Origin of the sequence: Aeromonas sp. 602200, from assembly GCF_049173895.1 — a bacterium.
Classification (GTDB): Bacteria; Pseudomonadota; Gammaproteobacteria; order Enterobacterales; family Aeromonadaceae; genus Aeromonas; species Aeromonas veronii_A.
Genome location: NZ_JAAKSL010000006.1, coordinates 146,914 through 172,747, shown reverse-complemented (window position 1 = coordinate 172,747; position 25,834 = coordinate 146,914). Strand labels below are relative to the sequence as shown.

Genomic DNA, 25,834 nt, shown 5'->3' with positions numbered 1-25,834 from the left:
CCCTCCCGGTAACTAATGATGCTGCCAGCGCCGCAGTAGCCGGCCGCGCAGACCGCAATCGAGCAGCCAGCTGTTGTCAAAGACCCGCAACAGTGCCGGTTTGGCGTGCCGGGACATGGCCACTGCGTGAAAGCGGGTCTGGCGCTGGCGATAGCGGTTCATCTGCTCGAGCAAGGCATGGGGCAGACTCTGAGCGATAAAGTCCGAGATAACCAGCACATCCGCCTTGGCAAAAGCGGGCTCATCGAGTTTGACCAGCGCCTTCTCCAGACAAGGCACCAGATCGGTACCACCGTGAAAGCTCATGGAGAGGAAGCGCTCCGCCTTGTCCAGTCCGGTATCGGCGGTGATCTCAAGGGTCGCCACCTCGGTAGAGAAGAGCATCAGGTAGCAACCGCGCTTCTCATCCATCGCCACCTTGAGCAGCGCAAGAAAGAGTGCCTTGGCACACTCCTCGGGATAGCCCCCCATGGAGCCGGAGGTATCGACACAGACGATAAAGGGGCCCCGCTGCTGCAACTGCTGCCCCCCCTGCTCCGGGGTGCGCAGCATGATGCGCTGGCGCGGCAAGGTGCCGCGTGACTGGTAACTGAGCAGGCGCCGCTCCAGATAGCGGCGGTAGAACTCCAGCTCCAGCTCCGGCAGCCCCAGCATCACCGCCTCGCTTGGCAGTAGCCGCATCAGGTCGCTCGCCTGGTGGATGCCCACCAGGTCGTCCGGCACATCGTCGCTGGGGGCGGGCTCCAGCTCCAGCACCTGAACCGGTGGCACCGGCTGCTCCTGCGCCCGGCGATCCCGCTCGCTGCGCCCGAGAAGAGCGGCAATCTCCGCCAGCAAGGGCTCGCGCTGCAACATACGGGCGTATTGCTTGACCAGCACCAGACTGCGTTTGTGCCAGTGCCCCTGCGCCAGATCCCAAAGACCACCGGCTGAGATCTGGTTCGGATCGAGGGCATCGGCCAGGGTGCGGCTCGCCAGCAGCTGATCTTCAATCTCCTGACGCTGCTTCTCCCGCTCCGCCTCGGCGATCTGCTGCTGCAGTTGCAGCAGGCTCCCCACCAGACTGGCACGCCACTTGTCGATAAAGAGCTGGCGCAGCCCCTCGGTGGGGTGAGCCATCAGCTGGCGAACCAGCGAACGGGCCTCACCGGCAAAGGGGCTGTAGTGATCCAGCGACTCCAGCAGGGCGGGCAGGCGACCAATCAGCTCGGTCATCGGCAACTGCCGGTGCGCCTGATAGAGCAGGTACTCCTGCTCCAGCGCCACCGGCACCGGCTTGTGACGGATCTCCTCGCCAAGCTGCTCACCCCAGCTCTGCAGGCGCTTTTTCAGCAGCTTGCCCTGCAGCGGAGAGCGTTTGATAAATTCGGAGATCTTAGGCGACGCAGCAAGCAAAAGTGCCACCTCCCCTGCCAGCTCCCCTTCACCGATCAGGAGCCCCAGATCCAACATGCCAATCTCAAGCATGAGCGCTCCTTACTCGTCCAGCCTTGGCAACCGCTCGCGCCACTGTGTCAGCTCGCCGCGCAGCAGTTCAAGATCCCGGCTCAGCACGAAGAAGCTGTCCTCCACCTGTTGCAGCCAGCGCTGGGCAATAAAGAGGTGCTGCCGATGACGATCGAACAGAGTACGCTGCTGTTTAAGCTCCAGTACCACCTTGCCAACCTGGGCAAGCAGCTCATCAAGCGCTTGCAGCCAGGGCGCCAGCACCACCTCGGGGATGGCGTTGCGCTCCATCAATACCAGCGGGATCTGCTGGCGCTGGATATCGAGCACCTGCAGGCGCAGCTCATCGTCAAGTACCAGCTCGTAGTGTCCCTCTTTCGGGTTGCCATATTGATAACCCACCAGCGCCTCGCCGGTCGGATGCCAATGGGAAAGCAGGGTACGATCGAACACCAGGGTGCTGGTGAGACGCTCGGGATCGCTGCCATCCAGCGGTGCCGGGGTGAGCAGATGGAAGTGCACCTGCTTGCCAAAGGGTCTGGCGTTGGCGAGGGGGATCTCGATCCCCCTCGCCCGTCGGCCAAACCACTGCTTGCGCTTGCGCGCCTTGCAGCAGAGACGTTGTGCCACGCCCTGTTTGAGCTGTTTGAATTGATCCCGCAGGGCAAGCAGCTGGCGGGTCAAGGCCAGTTGCTGATAACCGTAGAGACGGGAGAACTCGGTCATCATCTCCAGCAGGGCGGTGCGGGACTCCTCGTCATGCCAGAGACAATCCTTGAACAGCAGCAGATCCACCGGTGCGACCTCATCGCGGCCATTGAAGAAGGCGCTCGCCTTGATGAGCCGTACCGCCTTCTTCCAGCGGCGATCCGACACATAACAGCGATGGGCCAGCTGGCTGTCTAGCTGCTGGCGCAGCTGATAGATAAGTTCGAAACAGGCATCCGGCAGGCGCACCTGCTCAATCTGGCTCTGCCACTGCTCGTACTCATCCCCCCGGATCTGCAGGGATTCCGGCAGATTCTGGTGGGCGTGACCGTCGCTGGCCAGCATGGATTGAAAGTTGGCTTTCTCCTGCACCCGGTCCATCCAGATCCGCACCAGCATCCGGTCGTAGAGCGCTTCCAGCCCGCTGTCCGGCGCCGGCAGCTCGTTGGAGGCGGTCACCAGCAGCCGCATGGGGATGGGATGCTGGCTATCACCATTGCGGAACTGCCGTTCGTTGATGGCGGTGAGCAGGGTGTTGAGAATGGCGGGACCCGCCTTCCAGATCTCGTCGAGGAACACCACCTCAGCCTCCGGCAGATAGCCGGCAGTGAGGCGCAGGTATTTGCCATCCTCTTTCAGCGCCTGAATGGAGAGGGGGCCAAATACCTCCTCCGGTGTGCTAAAACGGGTCATCAGATATTCAAAGTGGCGGGCGTCGTGAAAGGCCAGCTTGAGGCGACGGGCAATCAGACTCTTGGCGATACCGGGTGGCCCCAGCAAGAAGACACTCTCGCCACTGAGGGCTGCCAGCAGACCGAGGCGCAGGGCATCCTGCCGTTCATAAAGCCCCTCACCGAGGGCTGCCAGCAGCCGGGGCAGGCGCTCCTGGATGGGAATAAGACGCGCAGGGTTCTGGGCTTGAGCTAAAGACGACATAGAGAGTGTTCCGAAGCTGGGATGATGTTAGCCCCAAGGCGCGATATCCATTTGCTCGACCTTGGGTTTTGTCTTGTTATGATGTTTATTCTGGTATCTCTTGCCGCACAATACCCGCCTCTGGCAGGAAAAAACGCAAAGGCAGTGCGATACCGTATCGGCAGCGTGCTGCGCCCATGCATAGCCAGTGTCGTGATGGCACCATGCCCGCATGCGCCAGATGATGCGTTGCAAAGGGTGCAGCAAAAGCGGTTCGAGTGTACCCTGCGCAACACAATTTTCCCCAACGCAGATCAAGAGTGAGTCGCCCCAGATGCAAGATCCCGTTCGTCAGAGCATGTTGGCCCGCATGGGCATTCAAAGCTGGCAACTGCGTCGTCCGGCATTGCTGGGTGCAGATCTCGTACCCGAGCTTGCGCAAGATGCCGTGCAGCCCGACCAGACAGCACCGGCCACCCGCGCTCCGCTGCCCAGCGGCAAACTCTGGTTGCTGGCGCCTCAGCTGCCTGCCACCACGCTGCTGGCGGATATCTGCCAGCTGCTCGGCATGACCCCCGACGAGGTCTCACTGCTCAGCGAGCTGCCGCCTGCCGATCTGCAAACGGCGGATGCCTCACCGCTGCTCTGGCTGACGGAGGCCAACCCGGAACGACCCGATGCGTTGATCTGTCCGCTGGCCCCCAGTGCCGCACAAAAGCGCGCCCTGTGGCAACAACTACGCCGACACCTGGCGAACAGTACGGCATGATCATGCCTTCAACGCCCTCTTGGAAGCCGCTCTTTTTACCTGATTTTACAAAAGTCGTCTTTGCCAACCCCGACATCCTCCACCCAGTCACCCGGAGTCAACATGCCTGAGTTTCGTCCCCTGCTCGAAGCCGATTTCGACCTTGTCTATCCCATAGAGCAGGCCGCCCACAAGGAGCCCTGGAGCCAGGCCAACCTGCTATCCTGCTTCGGTCCTCGCTATCTCAACGGCTTGATGCTGGTCGATGGTCGCCCGGCCGGCTTCTATATCTCGGATCTGGTGGCCGGAGACAGCTCGCTGATGAATATCTGTGTCCACCCCGAATTTCAGGGCAAGGGGTTGGGACGGACACTGCTGCAAGCCTACCTGACTCGCAGCAAACAAGCCGGGGCAGAGGCCTGGTTTCTCGAGGTGCGGGCAGGCAACCAGACCGCCATCAACCTCTACGAGAGCGCCGGCTTTGCCGAGTATTGCCGCCGCGCCGACTACTACGGCACCGGCAATGATCGGGAAGATGCGGTACTGATGTCCCGCCTGTTCGACTTCAGCTGATCCCGCCTCAATCGAGGGGGGCATTGTCCATCGCCGGATCCTGCAAGGAGAGAGTGGTGTGAACCACCGCCTCGAATCCGGCGGCGGAAAGCGGCATATAGAAGCCCCGCAGCCAGGTTTTCCCCGGCATCCAGATCTGCTGTATATCCACCACTATCTTGATCGGTTTGAGGGGTTGACCCGGCTGCTGGATATAGATGCCGGGCGGTGTGGCCACCTTGGGAAAACGGCGCAGGATCTGTTCACTACCATCCCCCTTGCCCGGATTGAGCCGCACCTTGACCAATCGGCTCAACGGCACTCTCATCTCTTCACTGCGCCAGAAGCGTTCGTTCAATGCCTTGCAGCGACGGCACTTGGGGGTCTCCAGCACATAGAGCAGCGGATAGCCCAGCGCCAATGCCTGCTGTTGGGCCTGCTGGTATCCCTCCGCCCCTTCATACCAGGGATTCGCAGGCTGCTGTGTCTTGCCCAGAAAGTACCAGGCCGCCCCGCCCCCCACCATCATGAGCCCGATCACGGCCAATGCCCCTTTCATCCATAGATTCATATCGTTAACTCTCCCTTTGCTCCTTTGCAGTATCGGCCACTCTGCACAAAGGAAGAGCTATTTGCACTCTTTGTGATCCAAGACAAACAGCGAACACTTGTAAGCTGTAATCTTGGAGTTTAAACTCTAGCCCGATTTTTTAGTGCCCTCGCGGGCGTACAACTGTAATTAAAGGATGTTTAACTGATGCCGAAGCTTCATCTGGTTCGACTGATGCGTGAACGTATTGCCCAGCTTGGCAACAAGGCTGCCCTGCGGGTTCAGCAAGATGGCCAGTGGCGCGCCATCGGCTGGCGTACTCTGGGCCAGGCCATGGACTACTGCGCACAGGCGCTGATCCGTGCCGGCCACCAGCCAACCGAAATGGTCGGCATCTATGCCCGCAACATGCCGGAGTGGACCCAGGCCGATCTCGGCATCCTTGCCGCCCGCGGCGTCAGCGTCCCTATCTACCCCACCAGCACGCTCGATCAGCTGCGCTACATCGTCAAAGATGCCGGCATCAAGGTGCTGTTCGTTGGCGAACAACCTCAGTTCGATCAGGCGCTGCAACTGATTGAAAGCGGCGAGATCCGCCAGCTCATCGCCCTCGACGGCAGCGTCAACTTGCGCGGCTGCGAGCAGGCGAGCCACTTCCAGACATTTCTGGTCTCCGGCAACCATCAGCCCAGCGAGCAGGAACTGCGAGTACGGGAAACCCAGTACCGGATGGATGATCTGCTGACCCTGATCTACACCTCCGGCACCACCGGCGAGCCCAAGGGGGTCATGCTCGACTTCAGCAACATCGCCGCCTGTTTCGAGATGCACAACAGCCGCCTCGACCTGAACGAGCAGGATGTGTCGCTCTGCATGCTGCCGCTCAGCCACGTGTTCGAGCGGGCATGGAGCTACTACGTGCTCTATTGCGGCGCCGAGAACGTCTATATCCGCGATCCGCAGAAGGTGATGGATGTGATTGGCGAGGTGCAGCCGACCGTGATGTGCGCCGTGCCGCGCCTCTACGAGAAGGCCTACGCCATGATCCAGGCCAAAGTCGCTCAGGCTCCGGCTCTGCGCCGCGCCCTGTTTGGCTGGGCGACCAAGGTCGGCAAGCAGATGGTTGCCACCCGTCAGGCGGGCAAGTCCGCCTCCCCCCTGCTCTACGGCCAGCTCTGGCTCGCCGAGCGACTGGTGTTTCGCAAGCTGCGCGCCCGTTTTGGCGGTCGTACCCGCTTCCTGCCGGTGGCGGGCGCCCGTCTGGCCGACGATGTGAACCTCTTCTTCCAGGCGATGGGGCTCAATCTCAAGTACGGCTACGGCATGACCGAGACCACCGCCACCGTCTGCTGCTACGAGGATAGCCAGTTCAAGTTGGGCTCCATCGGCACGGCACTGAACGGCATCGAGGTGAAGCTGGGTGAGAACAACGAACTGCTGGTGCGCTCCCCCACCGTAATGCGCGGCTACTACAACAAGCCGGAAGCGACCGCCGAGGTGATGACCGAGGATGGCTTCCTGCGTACTGGCGATGCCGGTGAGCTCGACAGCCAGGGCAATATCTACTTCACCGAACGTCTCAAGGAGCTGATGAAGACCTCCAACGGCAAGTACGTAGCACCGCAACTGGTGGAAGGGACCATCGGCAAGGATCGCTTTATCGAGCAGATCGCCATCGTCGCCGATGCCCGTCACTTCGTCTCTGCGCTGATCGTCCCCTGCTTCGAGTCGCTGGAGGAGTACGCCCGCTCCATCAACCTGCAGTACCAGTGCAAGACCGAGCTGCTGCGCCACTCCCGGGTGATGGAGTTCTTCGAAGCCCGCATCGCCGACTTGCAAAAAGAGCTGGCCAAGTTCGAGCAGGTGAAGAAGTTCACCCTGCTGCCGAGCGCCTTCTCCATGGAGCTGGGTGAGCTGACCCCCACCATGAAGTTGCGCCGCAAGATCATCGAAGCCAAGTACCAGAGCGAAATCGAGGCGATGTATAACCACGTCTGATATCGCTCAGGTTCAGAGAAATAAAAAAGCCGCTCACTCGAGCGGCTTTTTGTTGGCACTTTGGTTGGTACGAACCCGCCTTCAGGCCGTGGTGGTACTGGTACCGAAGTAGTCGGCCAGGAAGTCATCGAATGACAGGCTGTCGCTGCGCTCGCGCTCCCGTTGCTTGGCCAGGGAATCCTTCGCCTCACCGGCAAAGTAGGCCTCATCCCAGTACTGCAGCTCCCCTGCCAGCAGCTCCTCGCGATAGCGGGTCGCCAGCTTGTCGCCGTAACAGCCGTTATCCTTGCCACTCTCCAGCAGCTCCTTGAGCATGCGGGCGGAGTAGGTCAAATCCGGATTGAGCAGCTTCTCACGGTGCATCGCCAGCGTTTTGCGATAGTGGTTACGGCCGCAGCAGCGATCCAGCAATTCGGCCACCTGAGCCAGCTCGTCGAACAGCTTGAGGCCGTACTCTTTGAGGCCAATGGCATGACCCTGCTCGTCCTCCAGCTCGAGGCCGGGACGACGTCCCTCCAGCACCACCTTGTTCTGGTTGCGGCGGTTGCGGGCAATCTCCTCGTCACTCAGCACCGGAGAGGGGCGCAGCAGGCACCAGACCAGGAACAGATCGAAGAAGCGGATCTGGTCGGCATCGATACCGAGCGGGGTGAAGGGGTTGACGTCCACGGTGCGCAGCTCGATGTATTCGATGCCGCGCTGATCCAGCGCATCCGAGGGCTTCTCGCCGCTGCGCGGGGTGCGCTTGGGACGGATCGGGGCGTAGAGCTCGTTCTCCAGCTGCAACACGTTGTCATTGAGCTGACGATACTCCCCATCCACCTTGACCCCGATCTTGGCAAAGTCGGGATTGTGGGTATTGATCGCCCGGCGCAGGCTGCTGACATAGGCCGGCAGGCTGTCGTGGCTGATCTTGAGCCCAGCCTGGGCGCTGTTGGTATAGCCCAGATCGGAGAGACGCAGCGCGGTAGCGTAAGGCAGATAGAGGGTACCCTTGCCGGTCTTCTCGAACGGCAGGTTGCTCTTGCGCCCTTTGAGGAAGGATTCGCAGATGGCCGGAGAGGCGCCAAACAGATAGGGCACCAACCAACCGAAACGGTAGACGTTGCGAATAAGCCCCATGTACTTGTCGGAGATAAAGCGCTGGCTGCAACAACCGACGCACTCCAGTTCCTGCCACTCGCTCCAGAAGCTGTCGGGCATGGAGAAGTTGAAGTGCACCCCGGCGATCACCTGCATCAGGCTGCCGTAGCGATTCTTCAACCCCTGCCGGTAGAGGGTCTTCATTTTGCCGATGTTGGAGCTGCCGTACTGGGCCAGCCGGATGCTCTCCTCACCGCCAACAAAGCAGGGCATGGAGAGTGGCCAGATCCGCTCGTCACCCAGATGTTGAATCACATGGTGATGGATGTCGCCGAGCTGCTCCATCAGGCTGTCGATGGAGTCGGTGGCCGGGGTGATGAACTCCAGCAGGCTCTCCGAGTAGTCGGTGGTGATATTGGGATGGGTCAGGGCCGAGCCCAGCGCCCGGGGATGGTCACTCTGGGCGAGTCGGCCATCCGGCGTGATGCGCAGGCATTCACGTTCGATCCCGCGCCGGATCCCCTTGAGCGCGGTGAGGCGCTCCGGTGATCCCAACGCATTCAGCAACTCGGTGAGCGACAAGCTTGTTGTAGTCATATTCACGGCTCATGTGAGGCCGCCCCATCCGGGGCGGCTCTTGATTTTTATAAAGCGTCAGTTACGGCAACTGCAGCGGATAGATGGGAAGATGAAGCTCCTTCAGGGGTTTTTCAAGCTTTTGCTTGTCTCCCACCACCACGATCACCATGTCGGCCGGATTGAGCCAACGGGCGGCACTGGCCTTCAGCGCCTCGGGCGACACCGTTTTGATCAGGTTGTTCTGGGCCTGCACATAGTCCGGTTTCAGGTCATACATCACCATCTGCAGCAGGAAGCCCGCCTTCTGGCCCAAGGTCTCGTAAGAGAGGGCATCCTGCTGGGAGACCGCGCTGCGCATATAGGCCAGCTCGACCGGGGTCGGGCCGCTCTTGCGGTAGTTGTCCATCTCCTTGAGGAACTGGCGGATGGCATCGACGGTTGCATCGGCCCGCACATTGGCGCCGGTGGCGAAGGTGCCCACCTCGCGGTTGGCGGAGAAACCCGAGCTGGCGCCGTAGGTGTAGCCCTTGTCTTCCCGCAGGTTGAGGTTGATGCGGCTGTTGAAGTTGCCACCCAGGTTGAAGTTCATCAGCCCGGCGGTGAAGTAATCCCCCGTGGTATCGAACGGCATGGCGCGACGGCCGATACGGATCACCGACTGGGGCGCTCCCGGCTTGTCGACCAGATAGATGCCCGGCTTGGCCTGCTCACCCTTGAGCTTGAGATCCCCCAGGGTCGGCGTTGCCCCTTTCCAGTCGGTCAGGAAGCCAAGTTGCTCCTCGATCTGCTTCTGGTCCACATCACCGACCACCACCACTTTGGCGTTGGTGGGGTTGTAGTAGGCCTGATAGAAGTGCTTCACGTCCGCCAGGGTCAGCTTGGCCACATCGGCCGCAACCCCGTCGGTAGGTTGACCGAGGCGGTTCTGCTTGCCGTAGACCAGCTCGCGGAACGCCTGCCCGGCCAGCCACTCGGGCTGCTGCTGGGCCTGTTGCATCCCTTGCAGCAGCTGCGCCTTGACCCGCTCGAAGTCCGCCTCCCGCATGCCCGGACGCTCCAGCACCTCGCGCACCAGCGCCAGGGTCTGGGGCAACTTGTCCGCCAGCGAGCTGACGGTGATGAGGTTGTTGTACTGGGCGCTGGAGACATCGATGCTTGAGCCCAGCTTTTGCAGCTCATCGCTCAGCTGAGCCTCGGTCAGGCGCACCGTGCCCTGCCCCATCATAGCGGCGGTCAGATTGGCCAGCCCCAGTTGCCCCTTATCTTCGGCACGAATGCCGCCCGGCAGGGCGATCATGATGGAGACCGCGGGGATCTCGTCACTCTTGGTGCCAATGATCTCGATGTTCTTGTCGAGCTTGCCGTGCCAGATGGCGGGCACCTTGACGCTCACCGCCTCGCTCGCCTTGGGCTGCACGCTGCGATCGAAATTGTCTTTTACCGGTCGTTCGGCCAGCGCCTCGTCATGCTTGCTGTAATCCGGCAGCTCGCGCTTGGCGGGGGTAAAGTTCGGGGTGGCAACCTGCCACTCTGTCTTGCCCTTGGGCACCACGCTCAGCACCACCGCCGGCTTGCCGGCGATGAACTTGTCGTAGGCAGCCTTCACCTGCTCCGAGGTCACCTTGCCGATGGCGTCGAGGGTCTTGAAGACGTAGTTGGGATCCTGGGCAAACACCTGACCCATGGCGAGCTGGCTCACCTTGCCGGAGACGCTATCCAGACCCCAGATGGCGGAGGCACGGTACTTGGCGATCGCCTTCTCCAGATCTTCCGGCTTGAGGCCGCGCTGGGCGAACTCGCCGATCACCTTGTCCACCTCCCCCTTGAGGGTCTTGAGGCTGCCATCCTGCGATGGATTGGGGTAGGCGTAGACGGTCAGGGTACAGGCCAGCTCTTCGCAGTAGTGGGACGCCCCCACATCGATCGCCTTGCCGGTTTTCACCAGCGACTGGTAGAGCATGGAGCTGGCGGAACCGCCCAGCACGTCGGCAAACATGTCGAGTGCCGGCTCCTGCGGATCACCAAGGGAGACGGTGGGGTAGCTGATATAGAGCAGCGGCAGGTGCACCTTGTCCTGCAGCGTCACGTAGCGGGTCTCGGGCAGGGTCACCGGCTTTGGCGTCGGCTCGGCCACATCCGGGCCGCGCGGGATGGAGCCGAAGTACTTCTCGATCCACTCGAGAGCCTGCTTGCTGTCAAAGTCGCCGCCCAGAGTCAGGGTGGCGTTGTTGGGGCCATACCAGCGCAGGAAGAACTGCTTGAGGTCGTTCACATCGACCCGGTCGAGATCTTCCACGTAACCGATAGGCTGCCAAGAGTAGGGGTGAGTGCGCGGATAGAGCGCCTCCCCCACCTTCTCGCTCACCAGCCCGTACGGCTGGTTGTCGACCCGCTGGGCCCGTTCGTTCTTGACGGTGGCGCGCTGGATCTCGAACTTCTTCTGGCTCACCGCATCGAGCAGGAAGCCCATCCGATCCGCCTCCAGCCAGAGCACTTTTTCCAGCTGGTTGGCAGGCACAGTTTCGTAGTAGTTGGTGCGGTCCTTGTTGGTGGTGCCGTTCATGTCACCACCGGCCTCGTTGATGATCCGCATATGCTCCTGATCACCGACGTGCTTGGAGCCCTGGAACATCATGTGCTCGAAGAAGTGGGCGAAACCGGACTTGCCGACCGTCTCGCGGGATGAACCGACGTGATAGGTCACATCGAGGTGCACCAGCGGATCGGAGCGGTCGGGAGCCAGGATCACGGTCAGGCCGTTGTCCAGCTTGTACATCTGGTAGGGGATGGCGAGCTTGCCCTCCTCCTTGCCCTGTTCGGCAATCAGGGTCGGTGCCGCCAGCACCGGCAGGGTGAAGCCCAGCAGAATCGTTAAAGGTATGACTTTGTTCACGGTAACCTCGTGAGTGACAAAAACAGGCTAGAAAATGTGACTGGCCAGCAGAAAAACCAGGGCATAACGGAACAATTTGCCGAGCCCGATCAAAATGAGAGAGCGCCAGAAGGAGAGGCGCAGCCAACCGGCCAACAGACAGAGACCATCACCGACCACCGGCGTCCAGGCAAGCAGCAGACACCAGTGACCATGTTGTTTGAGCCAGCCTAAGGCTTTTTGTTCCCCACGGCCTTGAAAATCGTCCGGTTTTTTCTTGAAGGTGGCGAGCCAGCCGAGCCACCAGGTGGTCATGGAGCCGAGGGTATTGCCCAGCGTCGCCCACAGCAGCAGGCTCGCCATGCTCCACTCCCCCTTGGCCGCCATGGCTCCCAGCAGCACTTCCGAGCTGCCGGGCAACAGGGTGGCTGAGGTAAAGGCGCTTAAAAAGAGCCACCCCAGCCCCATCTCCATCATCTCGCTCATCCGGGATAGCCGTCGGCCGCAGGCATCCGCAGCAGCAGCTTGCCGCGCACATGGCCCCCTTCGATGGCCTGATGGGCCAGCGCCCCCTCGGCCAGGGGGAATTCACCGGCGAGGGTGACCTTCACCTCCCCCTGACGCAGCAGCATCAACATCTGACCCAGCTGCTTCTGGTCGGGGTGAACCAGCATGCCGACCACCTCGATACCCGCCGCAGCCCCTGCATCCTTGATCTGCTGGGCGGTAATGGTGGGCACAGTCACCAGACGGCCACCCAGCTTGACGCAGGCGAGCGCCGCCTTGCCGCTCTCGCCGCCTACCAGATCCAGCACCAGATCGACCTGGCCGGCCTCTGCCACCACCCGTGCTGGCCAGTTAGCATCATGGTAATCCACCATCCAGCGCGCCCCCAAAGCATGGAGGAAGCCATGGTTGTCGGGGCTGGCGGTAGCCACCACCTCGGCGCCATAGGCGCTGGCAAACTGCACCGCAAGATGGCCGACACCACCGGCACCGGCGAGGATCAATACCCGCTGACCGCTTTGGAGGCCGCCGTGCTCAAGCAGCCCCTGCCAGGCGGTGAGACCGGCCAGCGGCAGCGCCGCCCCCTGCTGCAGGCTCACCCCGTCGAGTTTGACCAGCTCGCTCTCGCTTGCCACCACAGACTCCCCGTAGCCACCGGCGGTGAGGGGAAAACCGACCATGCCGCACACCCGATCCCCCTCGACCAGCGAGGTCACGCCGGGGCCAACCTTCTCTACCACGCCGGAGATGTCATAACCCGGTGTCCAGGGCAGCTTGTCCTTGTTCTGGGCAGCCGCCCAGCCAAGACCGGCGCGAGTTTTGGCATCGATGGGATTGACCCCCGCAAAGCAGATGCGCACCCGCACTTCGCCATCGGCTGGCACCTTATCGAGGGAAGGGTTGAGCTTGAGTACCGAGGGGTCACCGAATGCGGTAATCTGTAGTTGCGTCATTGCACAATCCATCCTGTTGATTGATCAAGGGTCAACAGAATAACAGCGAGGACACCATGGCTCGAATGTTTCTTATTCCTCTGTTGCTGGCACTGGGGTGGTGGGCGTTTCTGCTCTACTTCCGCATCCCGCTCAAACAGGGAGCCAAGGGGTTTTACTGGATCATCGGCATCGGTGGCGGACTGGCCGCCTTCCTCAGCCTGATGATGGTGCTGACTCACTGAGTGCCACAGCCACTCGATAATGAAAAAGGCCACCGCGTTCCGGTGGCCTTCTTATTATCCAGCTTGCTGCTCCAGCGCCGGATTGAGGTAGTAGTGGCGATTGCTCCCCTGCCCCAACACCCCTTGCGACAGCAGATGGTGGAACACCCGATCCACCTCCTCCAGCGAGAGTGACAGCGCTTGCGCCACCGAGCGCTTGCTGCACTTGAGCTCACCGCTCACCAGCGCACCGCGCACCTGCGCCAGCACTTCGGGGGCCGGCTCGGGGGGCATTGTGGGCTCGGGTTGTGTCGCCATCGCCAACGCTGCCTGCGCCTCTTTGCGAGCTTGCTCCTGCTGCCAGCGCCACATCCGGCGAAAGCGGTTCTCCTCGCCGATCAGGCTGACGAAAAAGGCACCGAACACGTCGAGCAGCACCGAGAGGAAGCAGACCAGCAGGAACTGCACCTGACTGATGCTCATTCCCACCCCGTCCGCCAGACTGCTCATCAGCCCCAACATGGAGGATTGTTCGTTGACCGGCTTGGCATCGCGCTGCTGGCGCAGCTCATCCTGCTGCAAGCGCAGCTTGGTGTTGGCGTGCTGCAACGAGGAGACGCCACTGGAGATGCGCTCCAGCTCGATGTATTTGCGGGCCGCCTCTTCGTTGAGCTGGATCTGCCGCTCGATGCTGGCGATCTGCTCGTCGAAACGGGCCAGCTCCCGCTCGTGGCGCGCCTGCTGGCTCAACACCGTATTGGTGGCGCTGTTGATGCCACCAATACTGCCGCCGATGGAGATGGCCGCAAGCACGCTGTAAAACAGCAGCGACCAGAGAGCACCACTCAGATCCCGCCGCGCCTTGCGCTCGCCGTACTCGTACCAGACGTAAAACTTGCCCAGCTCGAAGATGATGGCCAAGCCGCCGAACAGCCACTTCATCAGCGGGTTGTCATCGATGGAGAGGAACAGCAGCAGGGAGAAGATAATGGAGGCCAGAATGGCCAATCCGGTGAAACTGTATACCGTCGTCAGAGCGAACCACCCCTTGGGGTAGCGCTGTGTGGAGGAGTCCTGTGTGGTCATGATGAAGGGGTGTGCTGTGCAGGAAAAGTTGGCTGCCGATTATAGTCGCCAGACTCGCACAGAGAAGGGCAAATGACTGAATTCCTTCAGATTGGCAACCAGCTGCCCAGAGTGCGACCAAAACGGACAAATCGGCAGCAGAAAAGCGATACAATTCCTCCCTGACTTGATCATGTGGTGAGATGAGGTGCGATTCCGCCCGGGTTCAGCCCAGATCCGTACACTCATCCACCGTTGCAATTATCCGAGGCCATCATGAACAGTACGACCACCTTGCTACTCTCCCTTCTTCTGGTTACCGGCGGCGCCGCTGCGACACAGCAATATCCAGAGAGCGGTGGCACCGAATTTTCCGTCGATGAGCTTAAATTCAATCTGGACTGGGATGACAAACAGTTCGGCTGGACCCAGAACGACTGCCTCACTCTGGATATCGGGGAGACCTCCACCGTCGACTGCAAGGCGGTCAAATTCAATCTGGAAGATGAAGAGAATCGCAACCAGCCACCGAAAACCAACCAGGTCCCTGCCAACTCGCAGAGCGACCAGTAACAACAGGAGTACCCTTGCGATGACCCAAGCTAAACACAACCCCGTTATCCGACGCGGCGCCCTGCTGCTTTCCCTGCTCATGGCGCACGGCATCGCGGTTGCGGCACCGCCAAGCAAAAATAGCGATGGCATCAAGATCTCCGGTGATGACATCAAGATCAATCTCGACTGGGATGACAAGGAGTACGACTGGTGGCAAGACAACTGTCTGGATCTTGGCATTGGCGACAGCCGGATCAAACTCAACTGCGACAAGATGGATGGCAAGTACCGGGATCACTACAACCGCAGCATCCACAGCGGCAATAACCCGGGACAGGGTCACGACAAACAGAAGGATAAAAACAAGGGTAACGGCAAGAAAAACTGACCCCCCCTTTCCTTATCCAGCAGGGGCCTGGCGCCCCTGTGCTGATTGTTTTACCAATAATTCTCCGCACTGATATTGCCCGGTGCCCGCCGCAGATTCTTGGCCAACCCCAGCGCCAGCAAGGTTTGCTGGGTCTCTTTCACCATCTCCGGATTGCCGCAGATCAGCACTTGGCTCAGCTCGGGTGAGAACTCCAACCCCACTCTAGCCTGCAGCTGACCATTGGCGATAGCCGCCGGGATCCGCCCTGCCATTGCATCGGGCCAAGGCTCGCGGCTGACAAAGGGGACATAGCAAAAACGCTCGCCATATTGCTCGGCAAAGCTGGCGATCAAATCCTGATAGCTCAGCTCTTCGCCTTTGCGCACCCCGTGCACCAGCACCAGATTCTCGAAACGGTTGAAGGCTTCCCCATCTGCCAACATGGAGAGGAAGGGGCCGATGGCAGTGCCAGTCGAGAGCAGCCAGAGATCGCGCCCGGCGGGCACCTCATCCAGCGTCAGGAAGCCGGTGGCCTGGGATTGCACCAGCAATGTATCGCCCGCTTGCAGCAAGCCAAGGGACGGAGTCAGCTCACCGCTCGGGATCTCGACCAGATAGAACTCGTGGTATGGCGCAGAGGGGGGATTGACGAAGGAGTAGGCGCGCTGAATGCGGCGATCGCCCTGCTCGAGGGCCAGCTTGGTGAATTGGCCTGCCTTGTAGGGGACCAGCTCGGCCGCTACCCGCAGGGAGAACAGGGTGGGTGTCCATTCGATGCGTTCGATGACGCGACCTTCTACCCAAGCCATAATGATCTCCTCCAGTGGAACAGACCTTCACTCTACCCCCGGGCCGGAAAATAAAAAACCCGCGCAAGAGCGCGGGTTTTTTCTGCAAAAGCGAATCGCTATTACAGGGCAACAACCTGGATCTGTACGGTTGCTTTAACGTCAGCGTGCAGCTGAACAGCAACTTCGTAGTCACCGGTGTTACGCAGAACGTTGCCCATGCGGACTTCGCTCTTGGCAACGGCTACGCCGGCAGCAGTGATGGCTTCAGCCACGTCACGGGTACCGATGGAACCGAACAGCTTGCCTTCGTCGCCAGACTTGGAAGCGATAACCACAGTAGCCAGTTCGGCCAGCTTGGCAGCACGCTCTTCAGCAGCAGCTTTGTTGGCAGCCAGTTTGGCTTCCAGCTCAGCGCGACGAGCACCGAAAGCTTCGATGTTGGCCTTGGTGGCCATAACAGCTTTGCCTTGCGGGATCAGGTAGTTACGGGCATAACCAGATTTCACAGAAACTTGGTCACCCAGACCGCCCAGTTTGGCGATTTTGTCGAGCAGGATAACTTGCATTACCTTTCCTCTATAAATTTCGTTGAGTTAGGCTTAAGTGCCGGGCCGATTCTTACTTGTTGTGCAGATCGGTGTACGGCAGCAGAGCCAGGTAACGAGCACGCTTGATGGCGCGTGCCAGCTGACGCTGATACTTGGCGCGGGTACCGGTGATACGGCTCGGTACGATCTTGCCAGATTCAGTGATGTAGTTTTTCAGAGTAACGATATCTTTGTAGTCGATCTCGGTAACGTTCTCGGCGGTGAAGCGGCAGAACTTACGACGACGGAAATAACGTGCCATGGCCTTTATCCTCTAGTCAGTGATCCAGAATTACTCTTCGGAAGCAGCTTCAGTAGCTTCTTCGCGGCGCTCGTCGTCACGACGGGTGAAGCGCTCTTCTTTGGCCTTGGCCATCGGAGAAACTTCAGTCACGGCGTGCTTGGTGCGCATGATCATGTTGCGGATAACGGCATCGTTGAAGCGGAAGTTGGTTTCCAGCTCATCGATAACGGCTTGCTCTGCTTCTACGTTCATCAGAACGTAGTGGGCTTTGTGCAGTTTGTCGATCGGGTAAGCCAGCTGACGACGGCCCCAATCTTCCAGGCGATGAATGGTACCACCGGAGGTGGTGATGGCGCCGGTGTAACGCTCGATCATGCCGGGAACTTGCTCGCTCTGGTCCGGATGAACCATGAAGACGATTTCGTAATGACGCATTTTAGCTCCTTACGGATTAATTCAGCCTCCGCCCAGGTGCAGCCAGACCTCGGAGGCAAGGAACATAAAGGTGTTTAGTCGCTGCTTTTCTAGGGCGGCGTATTGTACGAAATCACATCCCTCACTGCAACTGACTGCCTTAAATGTTTTTCCCGATGGAAATCATCAGAAACAACAATTGATAATAATTATCATTTAGATCTATTCTTTCTCCATATCCTTATGGAGGGTGATGCCATGCAACCCGCACTGACGACTACGATTCCAGCCCGCAAATTCAAACTGACCCTGCTCGGGCCTGCCTTTATCGCCGCCATCGGCTATATCGACCCGGGCAACTTCGCCACCAATATTCAGGCGGGCTCTACCTTTGGCTACCAGTTGCTCTGGGTGGTGGTATGGGCCAACTTGATGGCCATGCTGGTGCAAACCCTCTCGGCCAAGCTCGGCATCGTCACCGGAAAAAATCTGGCGGAGCACATCCGCGACCGACTGCCGAAACCGGCGGTCTGGGCCTACTGGGTGCAGGCAGAGATCATCGCCATGGCCACCGATCTCGCCGAATTTATCGGCGCCGCAGTCGGCTTCAAGCTGCTGCTTGGCGTGACCTTGCTTGAAGGAGCCTGTATCACCGCCGTGGTAACCTGGGGGATCCTGATGTTGCAATCCCGTGGTCAGAAACCGCTGGAGTTCGTGGTCGGTGGCCTGTTGCTATTTGTCGCGGCGGCCTACATCGTAGAGCTGATCTTCTCCCGCCCCCATCTGCCCAGCCTGCTGGAGGGCGCCCTCTTCCCCGGTCTGCCCAATAGCGATGCCGTCTATCTGGCCGCCGGTGTGCTCGGTGCCACCGTGATGCCCCACGTTATCTATCTGCACTCGGCACTGACCCAGCACACGCAGGATCAGGGTTCAGTCAGCCAGCGGCTGCACACCACCCGGGTCGATGTGGCGATTGCCATGACCATCGCCGGCTTCGTCAATCTGGCGATGATGGCGATGGCGGCCGCCGCGTTCCACAGCTCGGGCCACCAGCAGGTGGCGGAGCTGGAATCCGCCTACCAGACCCTCACTCCACTACTGGGTCAGGCTGCCGCCACCCTGTTTGGCCTCTCGCTGGTCGCCTCCGGCATCAGCTCTACCGTGGTAGGGACCTTGGCCGGGCAAGTGGTAATGCAGGGTTTTGTCCGCTTTACCATCCCGCTCTGGCTGCGTCGCGCCATCACCATGGCTCCCGCCTTCGTGGTAATCGCTATGGGGCTCAACACCACCGAAATTCTGGTGTTGAGTCAGGTGATCCTGAGCTTTGGCATCGCGCTGGCCCTGATCCCGCTGTTGATGCTGACCGGCGATCGGGCGCTGATGGGGCAACATCGCAACCATCCGGTCACACAAGCCGTCGGCCGCCTTATCGTTGCGCTGGTGATCGGGCTCAATACCTATCTGCTGGTCGCCATGATCTAGCGAACCGTAAAACCGAGAAGAGAGGCTCATTAACTCTGGTTAATGAGCCTCTTCGCACTTTGGCGTATGCTGCCGCTTTCTCTTCTCATTTATCGTTGCGGGAGCCTTGCCATGGAACATACCCGAGTCAGCTTCGTGCTGGGCCATCATCAGGAGCAAGCCAGCGTGGTCTGCTGTCAGCGTGGCGACACCACACTGCTGGTCACCGACCTCACCCCCTTTCATCCCCAGAGCCACCTCTGGCCCGATCAGCCGGGGGATGTGGGCCATGCTCGCTGGGAAGGGGGCGAAGCCGCCATTGGCCCTTGCCGGATGGGGGCCATCAGCCCGGATGGCGAGCTGTTTGTCGATACTGCGATTCCGGTCAAACGGGGCGCAGAGGGGTGGAGTTTCGTGGTGGTCCATCCACTGACCGGAGACCACGCACTAGCCGTTGGCAACCAGGTCGAATTGCAAGTAGATAGGGCTGCCCGCCACGCGTTGAGTCTGGGCCATAGTGGCTGCCATCTGGCGGCGTTGGCGCTCAATCGAGTACTGACTCCCTACTGGCGCAAGGAGGTAAGCGAGCGCGATGCACTGGGCCAGCCCGACTTCGACCGCCTGGCTATTCAAAGCTCTCGGGTCGAGCCTTGTGGATCGCGGGAGCAGTACCGCATCGGCAAGAGCCTGCGCAAGAAGGGGGTCAACAGCGAGGCGCTGCTGGCAGATCTGGCGCTGATTGAAGTGCAGGTCAACCAGCAACTGGCCGACTGGATCGCAGCCGAAGGCGAGATCCGCCGCAGCCGCGCTGGCGAGGCGATCATCGATTCCCGTTACTGGCACTGCATGCTGGAAGGCCAGGAGATCACCATTCCCTGTGGCGGCACCCATGTTGCCTCGCTCGCCGAGTTGGGGGAGGTCAAGGTACAGCTCACTCAAGTGGAAGAGGGCTTTGCCATGCTGACCCGGGTCACGCCAACCGAGGCCTGAGTCGCAAACTTGACCACTCAGGGCTAACGCCCAAATTGGCAATAGAGAAGTATCGCAAATGAGGGGGCATCATCATGCCTCTCAACGCCAGTCATGACGGGCCGATGCTTCTCTTTTAACCACTCCCTGATTAGAATGCGCCTCCCACAGGAGGCACATCACCCATGAGTAGTACCCAACTACGCACCACCCCGGATCGACTTCGTTATCTGGTTCTCTACGAAGGCATCGGGCTGGCACTGGTCGCACCGCTGATCAGCCAGCTGTTCGGTCAGGGCGTCGCCGAGGTCGGTTCGCTGGCCATCTTCTTCTCCATCGTCGCCACTGCCTGGACCTACGGCTGGAACCTGTTGTTCGACAAGGGGTTGCTCAAACTTTGCGGACGCACCAACAAGCGACCACTGGACCGCTTCCTGCACGCGTTTGGCTATGAGGCGAGCTTTATGATGCTCTCCCTCCCCTGCGTCATGTTCTGGCTCGATTTGGGAGTGTGGGACGCCCTGATGCTGGATCTCGGCTTCGTCGCCTTCTACCTCGTCTACATCATGGTCTTTACCTGGGCCTATGAGCGGATCTGGCCGCTGCCATCCAACCCGCAAACGGCATAAGGCCTCAGCCGCAACGAGGCCGACAGAAGGAAAAGTCAGGAAGGACTAATAGGAAGGATGGGAGAATCCCATAAAAACAATGCCAGTCAGCAAGCTGACTGGCATTGGACAAAACAGACTTTCGGACTTACTTGACGGCGTCTTTCAGAGCCTTGCCAGCCACGAATGAAGGCACGTTGGCAGCAGCAATCTGGATCTCTTTACCAGTTTGCGGGTTACGACCGGGGCGGCCTGCGCGGTGGGTGACCTTGAAGGTGCCAAAACCGACCAGTTGCACAGCATCGCCTTCTTTCAAGCTCTGGGTAATACCATTGATGATCTCTTCCAGAGCCACTTTGGCCTGAGCTTTGCTCAGATCTGCTTTGGCGGCAATCGCATCGACAAGTTGAGCTTTGTTCATAACATTTCCTTTATGATCGGGCATTTAGCGCTGGGTCACTCTATGCAAAAAAAAACGCACAGGCAAAGCCTTTATCGAGCCGAACGCGTCAAACGCTGGGGTTTTCATCAAGATCTGCGGAAATAGTCACATTCCACACGCGAAAAACCGTGAGCAGGCCTGAAACCTGCTAGCACGCAGACACAATCCGCTGACTATTTCTTCGCCACTTAACATTATCCCCCCATGGCTATTGACGCTTGCCCAGATTTTCCCTAGTTATAGGTTGTGTCACTGCTCAAACGGCTCGGAATACCGAACAATCGGCCAGCCTTTGCCCCACGGAGGGATAGGGATTATGTTGACGAAACTGGAACAGACCAAGCAGGCGCTGGCAGGCAAGCATAAAGCTATCGACGACTGGCTGGATGCAAGGCAAGCGTTGCTGGTTGGATACATGCAGCTGGCAGGCCTTACTCCGGCGCGGACCAAGCAACGCAGCCTGCCCAAAACAGAAGAGCTGCATCAGTTTTGCGACCGTCTAGTCGACTATGTCAGCGCGGGCCATTTCGAGATCTACCACCACGTCGTCACCGCCTTCGAGCAAGCCAGCGGCGAAACACTGGAGCTGGCCAAGCGCATTTATCCCCATATTCGTGCCACTACCGAGTTTGCCCTCGAATTCAACGACAAATACAGTGATGCCGACGAGGCCCAACTGCTACTGCTCGATGATGACCTCAACGAATTGGGCCCGGTACTGGAGGATCGCTTCAAACAGGAAGATCGCCTGGTCAAGGCACTCCATGTGGTGGAGTTCCTCAGTGCCCAGCAAGCCTGATTGCTATTTTCGGAGCAAGTTCAAGATACTGGCAGCCAAGGTGCATTACACTCAGAGCAATGATTCCCTGTGTCCAGCTGATTCCAAACTAGGAGATGAGCATGTCTGAGCGCCGCCGTTTTGCACGGATCCTCTATTTGACCACGGCCGAACTCACCCAGGGGGAGCACAAGTGGCAGACTCAGCTTGTCGACATATCCCTGCAGGGCGCCCTGTTAATCCGACCGGATGATTGGGAGAGCCGTGACAACAAGGAGTACCAGCTCAGTTTTGTCCTGAGTGGCAGCGACATCGAGATCAAGATGCAGGTCGAGCTAACCCATGAAGCCAGCAAGAAGCTGGGGTTCTACTGCCACCACATCGACATCGACAGTGCCACCCACCTCAAGCGGATGATCGAGCTTAACGTCGGTGACGAAGAGCTGCTCCACCGCGAGCTGGAACAACTGCTGAGCGAACATCTGGAACATAGCCAGCCCTGATGGCAGGTTCCAGCCCATAAAAAAGAGCGCCGAGGCGCTCTTTTTCCGTTGTGCTGTTGTATCGATTGCAATGCTGAGGGATTACAGCGCCTCGAGTGCCTCAGACAGCTTCTTGACCGGCACCACTTCCATCCCTTCGATGGGATGCTTGGGGGCATTGGCGTGCGGCACGATGGCACGGCGGAAACCGTGCTTGGCCGCCTCCTGCAAACGCTCCTGGCCGGACGGCACCGGGCGAATTTCACCGGAAAGACCCACTTCGCCAAAGACCACCAGATCCTTGGGCAGCGCCTGATCCCGGAAACTGGAGACCATCGCCAGTAGCAGCGCCAGATCCGCACTGGTCTCCTCGACCTTGACCCCGCCAACCACGTTGATGAAGACATCCTGATCCGCCATCTGCAGCCCGCCGTGACGGTGCAGCACCGCCAGCAACATGGCGAGCCGGTTGTGATCCATCCCCACCGCTACCCGACGCGGGTTGGAGAGCTGGGAGTAATCCACCAGCGCCTGCAACTCCACCAGCAGCGGCCGGGTGCCCTCCCAGATCACCATGACGATGGAACCGGGCGCCTGCTCCTGCCCCCGACTGAGGAAGATGGCGGAGGGATTGCTCACCTCGCGCATCCCCTGTTCAGTCATGGCAAAGACCCCCAGCTCGTTGACCGCACCGAAGCGGTTCTTGTGAGAGCGCAGAGTCCGAAAACGGGAGTCATGGCCACCGTCAAGCAGCACAGAGCAGTCGATGCAGTGTTCCAGTACCTTGGGGCCAGCCAGACTGCCATCCTTGGTCACATGACCCACCATGAAGATGGCCACATGGTTCTGCTTGGCGTAACGGGTCAGTAACGCTGCTGCCTCACGCACCTGTGAGACCGAACCGGGAGAAGATTGGACATCCGCCACATGCATCACCTGAATGGAGTCGATCACCATGATCTGCGGCTGCTCCTGCTGGGCAATCAGGCAGATCTGCTCAACGCTGGTCTCGGAGAGCATCCGTAGCTTGTCGGTAGGCAAACCAAGGCGGTTGGCCCGCATTGCCACCTGCTGGAGCGACTCCTCACCGGTGACATAGAGAGTTTTCATCCGCTCTGCCAGACCACACATGGTCTGCAGCAGCAGGGTCGACTTGCCCGCCCCCGGGTTACCACCGATCAGAATCGCCGAGCCGGGCACCACACCGCCACCAAGCACCCGATCCAACTCCTTGAAACCGGAAGTAAAACGGGGGATTTCGGTGGTGGCGATCTCTGCCAGTGTCTGTACCTGACTGCCGACCGCGCCGGCATAACCGGTGTAACGGGCACTCTTGCCTGCGGGAGTGACGGAGCCAAGGCGTACCTCGGTGATGGTATTCCACTCCTTGCACTCGCTGCATTGACCTTGCCAGCGTGTGAAGTCGGCACCACATTCGGAACAAACATAAGCAGTTTTATTTTTAGCCATTGATAACTCGGGGACAGGATGAATTCCTGCTTGATATACTTGTTTGCGACCGACAGATCAAACCCAGAATCGGAAAAGTGACTTTCCGTGGCAGGAACACATGGATTCAGTACACCAACAACATCTGATTGAACAACTTGTACCCCTGCTGCGGGAGAAAGATTTCGAAGAGATCTTCAACCGTCTGACCCAGGACGAAAACAGTAACGGCCGTTTTCTGATCAAGATGGAGCTCAATCGCAAATGCTCCCCTTGCCGCAGGGTTATCGACATGCGCGATGAACTGGAGGACGAGTGCCTGGTGCACGAGTTCGACGGTATCACCCACTTTATGCCGGCCGAGGCCATCGGACTGTTTCAGTCCCAGTGCTATCTCTACCGTGACGCCTATACCCTTGGCGTTTACGAAGCGCTGCAACAATGGCAAAAGAACCATCACCACGCCCGGGTGGATGGCCTGCTGCAACCCCCTGTCAGCCCCTTCCGGCAATACGACGTCAACACCATCGTCTTTGCCAGTTACTACGGGCGACGACAAGAGCGGATGCACTTTAGCTCGCCCTTGCTCATCAAACTTCATGACGGGGAGAAGTTGTTCGCCAAAAGTTCCGATCTTTCCCTCGGCGGCATGAGAGTCTCGGTCCCCTATTTGCCCAATTACCAGACCGGCGCTCAGGTCGAGGTCTTCTTTACCGGGCTGGAGCGGGATCACCCCAATCCGGTGCTGCATCAGCCGGTCGGTTACCAGATCCTCGGTGAAGAGAGCAAGGAAGGGAAGTATTGGCTGAGGCTGGTACGCTCCGGTGAGCAGCCCGCCTTCGATGCCTTCCTCAGCGACTTTATCGAAGCCAACAAGATCCGCTATCGGGTCAGCGTCGACTATCTGCTCTCCGCCGCCATCATCAAGGGATATGAGCAGTTCTACCTGCCACGGATGACCGGCATGCCGCTCTTCTTCAGCACAGGAGACTGTCCCTCACTCGAGATAGCACTGCGCACCGAGAACAACCAGCACCTGCTGGAGTATTGGCGCGACGAGAAAAACCGCGATGCCCTGGCGGGACTCTTCTCAGCAAAACGGATGAAACGCCTCTGCCCTGCTCCCGGCACCACGACCGAAACCCTCATCTACTGCTTCACCCACACGGTACGCAGCCATATCTATTTCTTCTCTGCCACTGCTGAAGAGCTGCGCCAGAGTGGTCTCACCGCCCTCTTCTTCCAGGTGGGCTCCCGACGTCCCAGCTGGCGTGTCTACAAGTTTTCACTGGAGGCGTGTGAATCGCTGGAGGCAGATGTAGGGCAGTTGCAGGGGGTCGAAAATTCGCAACTGCAGGATATTCTGTTACTCGAACGTCTCAAACTGATTGGGTATTGCGGCCTGCTGCAGGAGATCAGTCTGGAGTCCCAACGGGAGGAGTTCCGCCCGGAGGGCGAGCTGGGCAATAATGCCAATGAATTGCAACGTTTTGGTCACGAGGTGGGCGTTGCCCCCTTCGAGATTGAATCCCTGCACTATGTCCAGTTGCGCAAGGAGCTGCGCTATATCCACAAAACAGCCGTTGCCATCCATCACAATGGCAAGTCATGGCTTGGCTGGACCCGAGATATTTCTGCCCATGGCCTGCAGGTCGAGCTGGAAGATGCCTTTATCGGCGAGAAAAACGATGTGGTGACCATCGCCCTGCCCCGTCTGCAGGAGTTATCCAAGAGCATGGATCTGCAGCATCTCTCCTACCGGCTGGTTAGTCTCAACATGACTCGCACCGTGCTGCACCTCTGTATCGACGGGGATTCCGATCGTCATACCGGTCGTCAGTTCTTCAGCCTGCTGATCGAGAGCAACCAGAACAAGCTCAAGGCGGCGCAGGAGCAGCGCCGTTATCGCGGACTGGCGCGAGCCCTGCGCAATATTTACACCCACCACCTGTTCAACTCACCGGTCTATATCAACAAACTGAAGGGTGCCCCCAAGCCAGCCGCCATCGGCAAGTCACTCACTCCGCGCAGCCTGCAACAACTGTTAACCGCCTGTGCCGAGCAACCTGAGCAGGAGAACCTCTATCCGCTGTTTCAGGGGGAGTTGTTCAAGGAGCTGCTGATGAATCCGTTGCGAGCCATCGAGCGGGAGGACAAACCGCGTGAAGATGAGGTCTATATTGCCAGCATCCAGACCAAGGCGGGCCTCCCCATCTTCACCAGCCGCCTCGCCAGCAGCTTTAGCAACCTAAAAGAGAAGCGCCAGTTCATCGAGCTGGCACTGCAGCAGGGAGAATTCTACTCGGTGCTGGTCGGCATCTCCCGCACCGGACGCCCCGACACCAACTTCATTGCCAATGAGCTGGACTACATCGCCAAGTTCGCCATTCACAAGGCAAAGCGGCTGGAAGAGGAGTTGTGGAGTGTCGTGGGGGTTGGCGAGCTGACCGACACCACCCAGGCAACTCTGTTCCGGTTCGGCATCACGCAGCCGCCCCGCTGATC

General features: G+C 59.5%; 26 protein-coding genes. 12 read left to right on the top strand and 14 right to left on the bottom strand.

Annotation, left to right across the window (positions count from 1 at the left end; all coding sequences use genetic code 11):
• Positions 1–12: 12 nt before the first annotated feature.
• Entirely contained in the window at positions 13–1,467 is a 1,455-nt protein-coding gene (gene viaA / locus G5221_RS10020) for an ATPase RavA stimulator ViaA (RefSeq protein ID WP_216952886.1), read from the bottom strand.
• Between the two features lie 9 nt (positions 1,468–1,476).
• Positions 1,477–3,090, bottom strand: coding sequence for an ATPase RavA domain-containing protein (locus tag G5221_RS10015; protein WP_227341929.1), 1,614 nt, complete (start codon positions 3,088–3,090; stop codon positions 1,477–1,479).
• 313 nt (positions 3,091–3,403) lie between these two features.
• Here G5221_RS10015 and G5221_RS10010 point away from each other — a divergent pair, with 313 nt between their 5' ends.
• Positions 3,404–3,838 carry a DNA polymerase III subunit psi gene (locus G5221_RS10010; RefSeq protein ID WP_257696323.1) on the top strand — a complete coding sequence of 145 codons (435 nt, stop codon included), beginning with the start codon at positions 3,404–3,406 and terminating at the stop codon, positions 3,836–3,838.
• A gap of 102 nt (positions 3,839–3,940) precedes the next feature.
• Entirely contained in the window at positions 3,941–4,390 is a 450-nt protein-coding gene (gene rimI, locus G5221_RS10005; protein WP_216952883.1) for a ribosomal protein S18-alanine N-acetyltransferase, read from the top strand.
• A gap of 7 nt (positions 4,391–4,397) precedes the next feature.
• Here rimI and G5221_RS10000 read toward each other — a convergent pair whose 3' ends face one another.
• Complete coding sequence (locus G5221_RS10000; protein ID WP_406596058.1) at positions 4,398–4,898, bottom strand: hypothetical protein; 501 nt, start codon at positions 4,896–4,898, stop codon at positions 4,398–4,400.
• Positions 4,899–5,126: 228 nt separating this feature from the next.
• Here G5221_RS10000 and G5221_RS09995 point away from each other — a divergent pair, with 228 nt between their 5' ends.
• A complete protein-coding gene (locus G5221_RS09995) occupies positions 5,127–6,917 on the top strand; it encodes a long-chain fatty acid--CoA ligase (protein WP_368225354.1) in 1,791 nt (596 codons plus the stop codon).
• Between the two features lie 81 nt (positions 6,918–6,998).
• On the opposite strand, the gene gshA is transcribed toward G5221_RS09995, so the two are convergent.
• The 4 genes from gshA to G5221_RS09975 form a co-directional block, all read right to left on the bottom strand.
• The gene (gene gshA / locus G5221_RS09990) at positions 6,999–8,597 is read right to left on the bottom strand and encodes a glutamate--cysteine ligase (protein ID WP_421206100.1); all 1,599 of its coding nucleotides are present in this window, start codon (positions 8,595–8,597) and stop codon (positions 6,999–7,001) included.
• A gap of 61 nt (positions 8,598–8,658) precedes the next feature.
• Entirely contained in the window at positions 8,659–11,472 is a 2,814-nt protein-coding gene (locus G5221_RS09985; RefSeq protein ID WP_421263175.1) for a M16 family metallopeptidase, read from the bottom strand.
• A gap of 27 nt (positions 11,473–11,499) precedes the next feature.
• Positions 11,500–11,937, bottom strand: a complete 438-nt coding sequence (locus tag G5221_RS09980) for a YqaA family protein (RefSeq protein ID WP_257696328.1) — start codon at positions 11,935–11,937, stop codon at positions 11,500–11,502.
• Complete coding sequence (locus tag G5221_RS09975; protein ID WP_257696329.1) at positions 11,934–12,911, bottom strand: NADP-dependent oxidoreductase; 978 nt, start codon at positions 12,909–12,911, stop codon at positions 11,934–11,936. The genes G5221_RS09980 and G5221_RS09975 overlap by 4 nt, the downstream gene beginning before the upstream one ends.
• A 56-nt stretch (positions 12,912–12,967) precedes the next feature.
• Here G5221_RS09975 and G5221_RS09970 point away from each other — a divergent pair, with 56 nt between their 5' ends.
• Positions 12,968–13,135: a hypothetical protein gene (locus G5221_RS09970; protein WP_005308905.1), complete on the top strand. Its 168-nt coding sequence runs from the start codon at positions 12,968–12,970 to the stop codon at positions 13,133–13,135.
• A 54-nt stretch (positions 13,136–13,189) separates the two neighbouring features.
• Here G5221_RS09970 and G5221_RS09965 read toward each other — a convergent pair whose 3' ends face one another.
• Complete coding sequence (locus tag G5221_RS09965; RefSeq protein ID WP_257696330.1) at positions 13,190–14,200, bottom strand: Preprotein translocase subunit SecY; 1,011 nt, start codon at positions 14,198–14,200, stop codon at positions 13,190–13,192.
• Between the two features lie 255 nt (positions 14,201–14,455).
• Here G5221_RS09965 and G5221_RS09960 point away from each other — a divergent pair, with 255 nt between their 5' ends.
• Positions 14,456–14,752, top strand: coding sequence for a hypothetical protein (locus G5221_RS09960; RefSeq protein WP_139494910.1), 297 nt, complete (start codon positions 14,456–14,458; stop codon positions 14,750–14,752).
• Between the two features lie 19 nt (positions 14,753–14,771).
• Positions 14,772–15,122, top strand: coding sequence for a hypothetical protein (locus G5221_RS09955; RefSeq protein ID WP_042053367.1), 351 nt, complete (start codon positions 14,772–14,774; stop codon positions 15,120–15,122).
• 50 nt (positions 15,123–15,172) lie between these two features.
• Here G5221_RS09955 and G5221_RS09950 read toward each other — a convergent pair whose 3' ends face one another.
• From G5221_RS09950 to rpsF, 4 genes are all read right to left on the bottom strand, one after another.
• Entirely contained in the window at positions 15,173–15,913 is a 741-nt protein-coding gene (locus tag G5221_RS09950) for a ferredoxin--NADP reductase (RefSeq protein WP_201953778.1), read from the bottom strand.
• Between the two features lie 101 nt (positions 15,914–16,014).
• Positions 16,015–16,461, bottom strand: a complete 447-nt coding sequence (rplI, locus tag G5221_RS09945; protein WP_005340490.1) for a 50S ribosomal protein L9 — start codon at positions 16,459–16,461, stop codon at positions 16,015–16,017.
• A gap of 52 nt (positions 16,462–16,513) precedes the next feature.
• Positions 16,514–16,744, bottom strand: a complete 231-nt coding sequence (gene rpsR, locus G5221_RS09940) for a 30S ribosomal protein S18 (protein WP_005308890.1) — start codon at positions 16,742–16,744, stop codon at positions 16,514–16,516.
• A 30-nt stretch (positions 16,745–16,774) separates the two neighbouring features.
• Complete coding sequence (gene rpsF / locus G5221_RS09935) at positions 16,775–17,161, bottom strand: 30S ribosomal protein S6 (protein ID WP_005308887.1); 387 nt, start codon at positions 17,159–17,161, stop codon at positions 16,775–16,777.
• Between the two features lie 237 nt (positions 17,162–17,398).
• Between rpsF and G5221_RS09930 the strand changes: the two genes are divergently transcribed.
• The 3 genes from G5221_RS09930 to G5221_RS09920 all read left to right on the top strand — a co-directional run bounded on the left by G5221_RS09930 (position 17,399) and on the right by G5221_RS09920 (position 20,199).
• On the top strand, positions 17,399–18,622 hold the full coding sequence (locus G5221_RS09930) for an Nramp family divalent metal transporter (protein ID WP_266134764.1): 1,224 nt from the start codon (positions 17,399–17,401) through the stop codon (positions 18,620–18,622).
• 111 nt (positions 18,623–18,733) lie between these two features.
• The gene (locus tag G5221_RS09925) at positions 18,734–19,591 is read left to right on the top strand and encodes a hypothetical protein (RefSeq protein WP_266134763.1); all 858 of its coding nucleotides are present in this window, start codon (positions 18,734–18,736) and stop codon (positions 19,589–19,591) included.
• Between the two features lie 164 nt (positions 19,592–19,755).
• Complete coding sequence (locus G5221_RS09920; RefSeq protein ID WP_005358045.1) at positions 19,756–20,199, top strand: PACE efflux transporter; 444 nt, start codon at positions 19,756–19,758, stop codon at positions 20,197–20,199.
• Positions 20,200–20,326: 127 nt separating this feature from the next.
• On the opposite strand, the gene G5221_RS09915 is transcribed toward G5221_RS09920, so the two are convergent.
• A complete protein-coding gene (locus tag G5221_RS09915; protein WP_266134762.1) occupies positions 20,327–20,599 on the bottom strand; it encodes an HU family DNA-binding protein in 273 nt (90 codons plus the stop codon).
• A gap of 337 nt (positions 20,600–20,936) precedes the next feature.
• Between G5221_RS09915 and rsd the strand changes: the two genes are divergently transcribed.
• Entirely contained in the window at positions 20,937–21,419 is a 483-nt protein-coding gene (gene rsd, locus G5221_RS09910; RefSeq protein WP_216952872.1) for a sigma D regulator, read from the top strand.
• 101 nt (positions 21,420–21,520) lie between these two features.
• Entirely contained in the window at positions 21,521–21,901 is a 381-nt protein-coding gene (locus G5221_RS09905; RefSeq protein WP_266134761.1) for a PilZ domain-containing protein, read from the top strand.
• An 81-nt stretch (positions 21,902–21,982) separates the two neighbouring features.
• Here the strand turns inward: G5221_RS09905 and radA are convergent, their stop codons facing one another.
• A complete protein-coding gene (gene radA / locus G5221_RS09900) occupies positions 21,983–23,350 on the bottom strand; it encodes a DNA repair protein RadA (protein ID WP_005341318.1) in 1,368 nt (455 codons plus the stop codon).
• 100 nt (positions 23,351–23,450) lie between these two features.
• Between radA and G5221_RS09895 the strand changes: the two genes are divergently transcribed.
• Positions 23,451–25,832: a PilZ domain-containing protein gene (locus G5221_RS09895; RefSeq protein ID WP_266134760.1), complete on the top strand. Its 2,382-nt coding sequence runs from the start codon at positions 23,451–23,453 to the stop codon at positions 25,830–25,832.
• Positions 25,833–25,834: the final 2 nt, after the last annotated feature.

Bases quoted from the DNA above. Each gene is read 5' to 3' on its own strand.
- G5221_RS09925 (WP_266134763.1), top strand. From the start codon at position 18,734: ATGGAACATACCCGAGTCAGCTTCGTGCTGGGCCATCATCAGGAGCAA.
- viaA (WP_216952886.1), bottom strand. From the start codon at position 1,467: ATGCTTGAGATTGGCATGTTGGATCTGGGGCTCCTGATCGGTGAAGGG.
- gshA (WP_421206100.1), bottom strand. From the start codon at position 8,597: ATGACTACAACAAGCTTGTCGCTCACCGAGTTGCTGAATGCGTTGGGA.
- G5221_RS09920 (WP_005358045.1), top strand. From the start codon at position 19,756: ATGAGTAGTACCCAACTACGCACCACCCCGGATCGACTTCGTTATCTG.
- G5221_RS10000 (WP_406596058.1), bottom strand. From the start codon at position 4,898: ATGATGGTGGGGGGCGGGGCGGCCTGGTACTTTCTGGGCAAGACACAG.
- G5221_RS09915 (WP_266134762.1), bottom strand. From the start codon at position 20,599: ATGAACAAAGCTCAACTTGTCGATGCGATTGCCGCCAAAGCAGATCTG.
- G5221_RS09895 (WP_266134760.1), top strand. From the start codon at position 23,451: ATGGATTCAGTACACCAACAACATCTGATTGAACAACTTGTACCCCTG.
- G5221_RS09965 (WP_257696330.1), bottom strand. From the start codon at position 14,200: ATGACCACACAGGACTCCTCCACACAGCGCTACCCCAAGGGGTGGTTC.
- G5221_RS09950 (WP_201953778.1), bottom strand. From the start codon at position 15,913: ATGGCTTGGGTAGAAGGTCGCGTCATCGAACGCATCGAATGGACACCC.
- rplI (WP_005340490.1), bottom strand. From the start codon at position 16,461: ATGCAAGTTATCCTGCTCGACAAAATCGCCAAACTGGGCGGTCTGGGT.
- G5221_RS09975 (WP_257696329.1), bottom strand. From the start codon at position 12,911: ATGACGCAACTACAGATTACCGCATTCGGTGACCCCTCGGTACTCAAG.
- G5221_RS09955 (WP_042053367.1), top strand. From the start codon at position 14,772: ATGACCCAAGCTAAACACAACCCCGTTATCCGACGCGGCGCCCTGCTG.
- G5221_RS09995 (WP_368225354.1), top strand. From the start codon at position 5,127: ATGCCGAAGCTTCATCTGGTTCGACTGATGCGTGAACGTATTGCCCAG.
- rimI (WP_216952883.1), top strand. From the start codon at position 3,941: ATGCCTGAGTTTCGTCCCCTGCTCGAAGCCGATTTCGACCTTGTCTAT.
- G5221_RS09960 (WP_139494910.1), top strand. From the start codon at position 14,456: ATGAACAGTACGACCACCTTGCTACTCTCCCTTCTTCTGGTTACCGGC.
- G5221_RS09970 (WP_005308905.1), top strand. From the start codon at position 12,968: ATGGCTCGAATGTTTCTTATTCCTCTGTTGCTGGCACTGGGGTGGTGG.
- G5221_RS09980 (WP_257696328.1), bottom strand. From the start codon at position 11,937: ATGAGCGAGATGATGGAGATGGGGCTGGGGTGGCTCTTTTTAAGCGCC.
- rpsF (WP_005308887.1), bottom strand. From the start codon at position 17,161: ATGCGTCATTACGAAATCGTCTTCATGGTTCATCCGGACCAGAGCGAG.
- G5221_RS09930 (WP_266134764.1), top strand. From the start codon at position 17,399: ATGCAACCCGCACTGACGACTACGATTCCAGCCCGCAAATTCAAACTG.
- G5221_RS10010 (WP_257696323.1), top strand. From the start codon at position 3,404: ATGCAAGATCCCGTTCGTCAGAGCATGTTGGCCCGCATGGGCATTCAA.
- radA (WP_005341318.1), bottom strand. From the start codon at position 23,350: ATGGCTAAAAATAAAACTGCTTATGTTTGTTCCGAATGTGGTGCCGAC.
- G5221_RS10015 (WP_227341929.1), bottom strand. From the start codon at position 3,090: ATGTCGTCTTTAGCTCAAGCCCAGAACCCTGCGCGTCTTATTCCCATC.
- rsd (WP_216952872.1), top strand. From the start codon at position 20,937: ATGTTGACGAAACTGGAACAGACCAAGCAGGCGCTGGCAGGCAAGCAT.
- rpsR (WP_005308890.1), bottom strand. From the start codon at position 16,744: ATGGCACGTTATTTCCGTCGTCGTAAGTTCTGCCGCTTCACCGCCGAG.
- G5221_RS09905 (WP_266134761.1), top strand. From the start codon at position 21,521: ATGTCTGAGCGCCGCCGTTTTGCACGGATCCTCTATTTGACCACGGCC.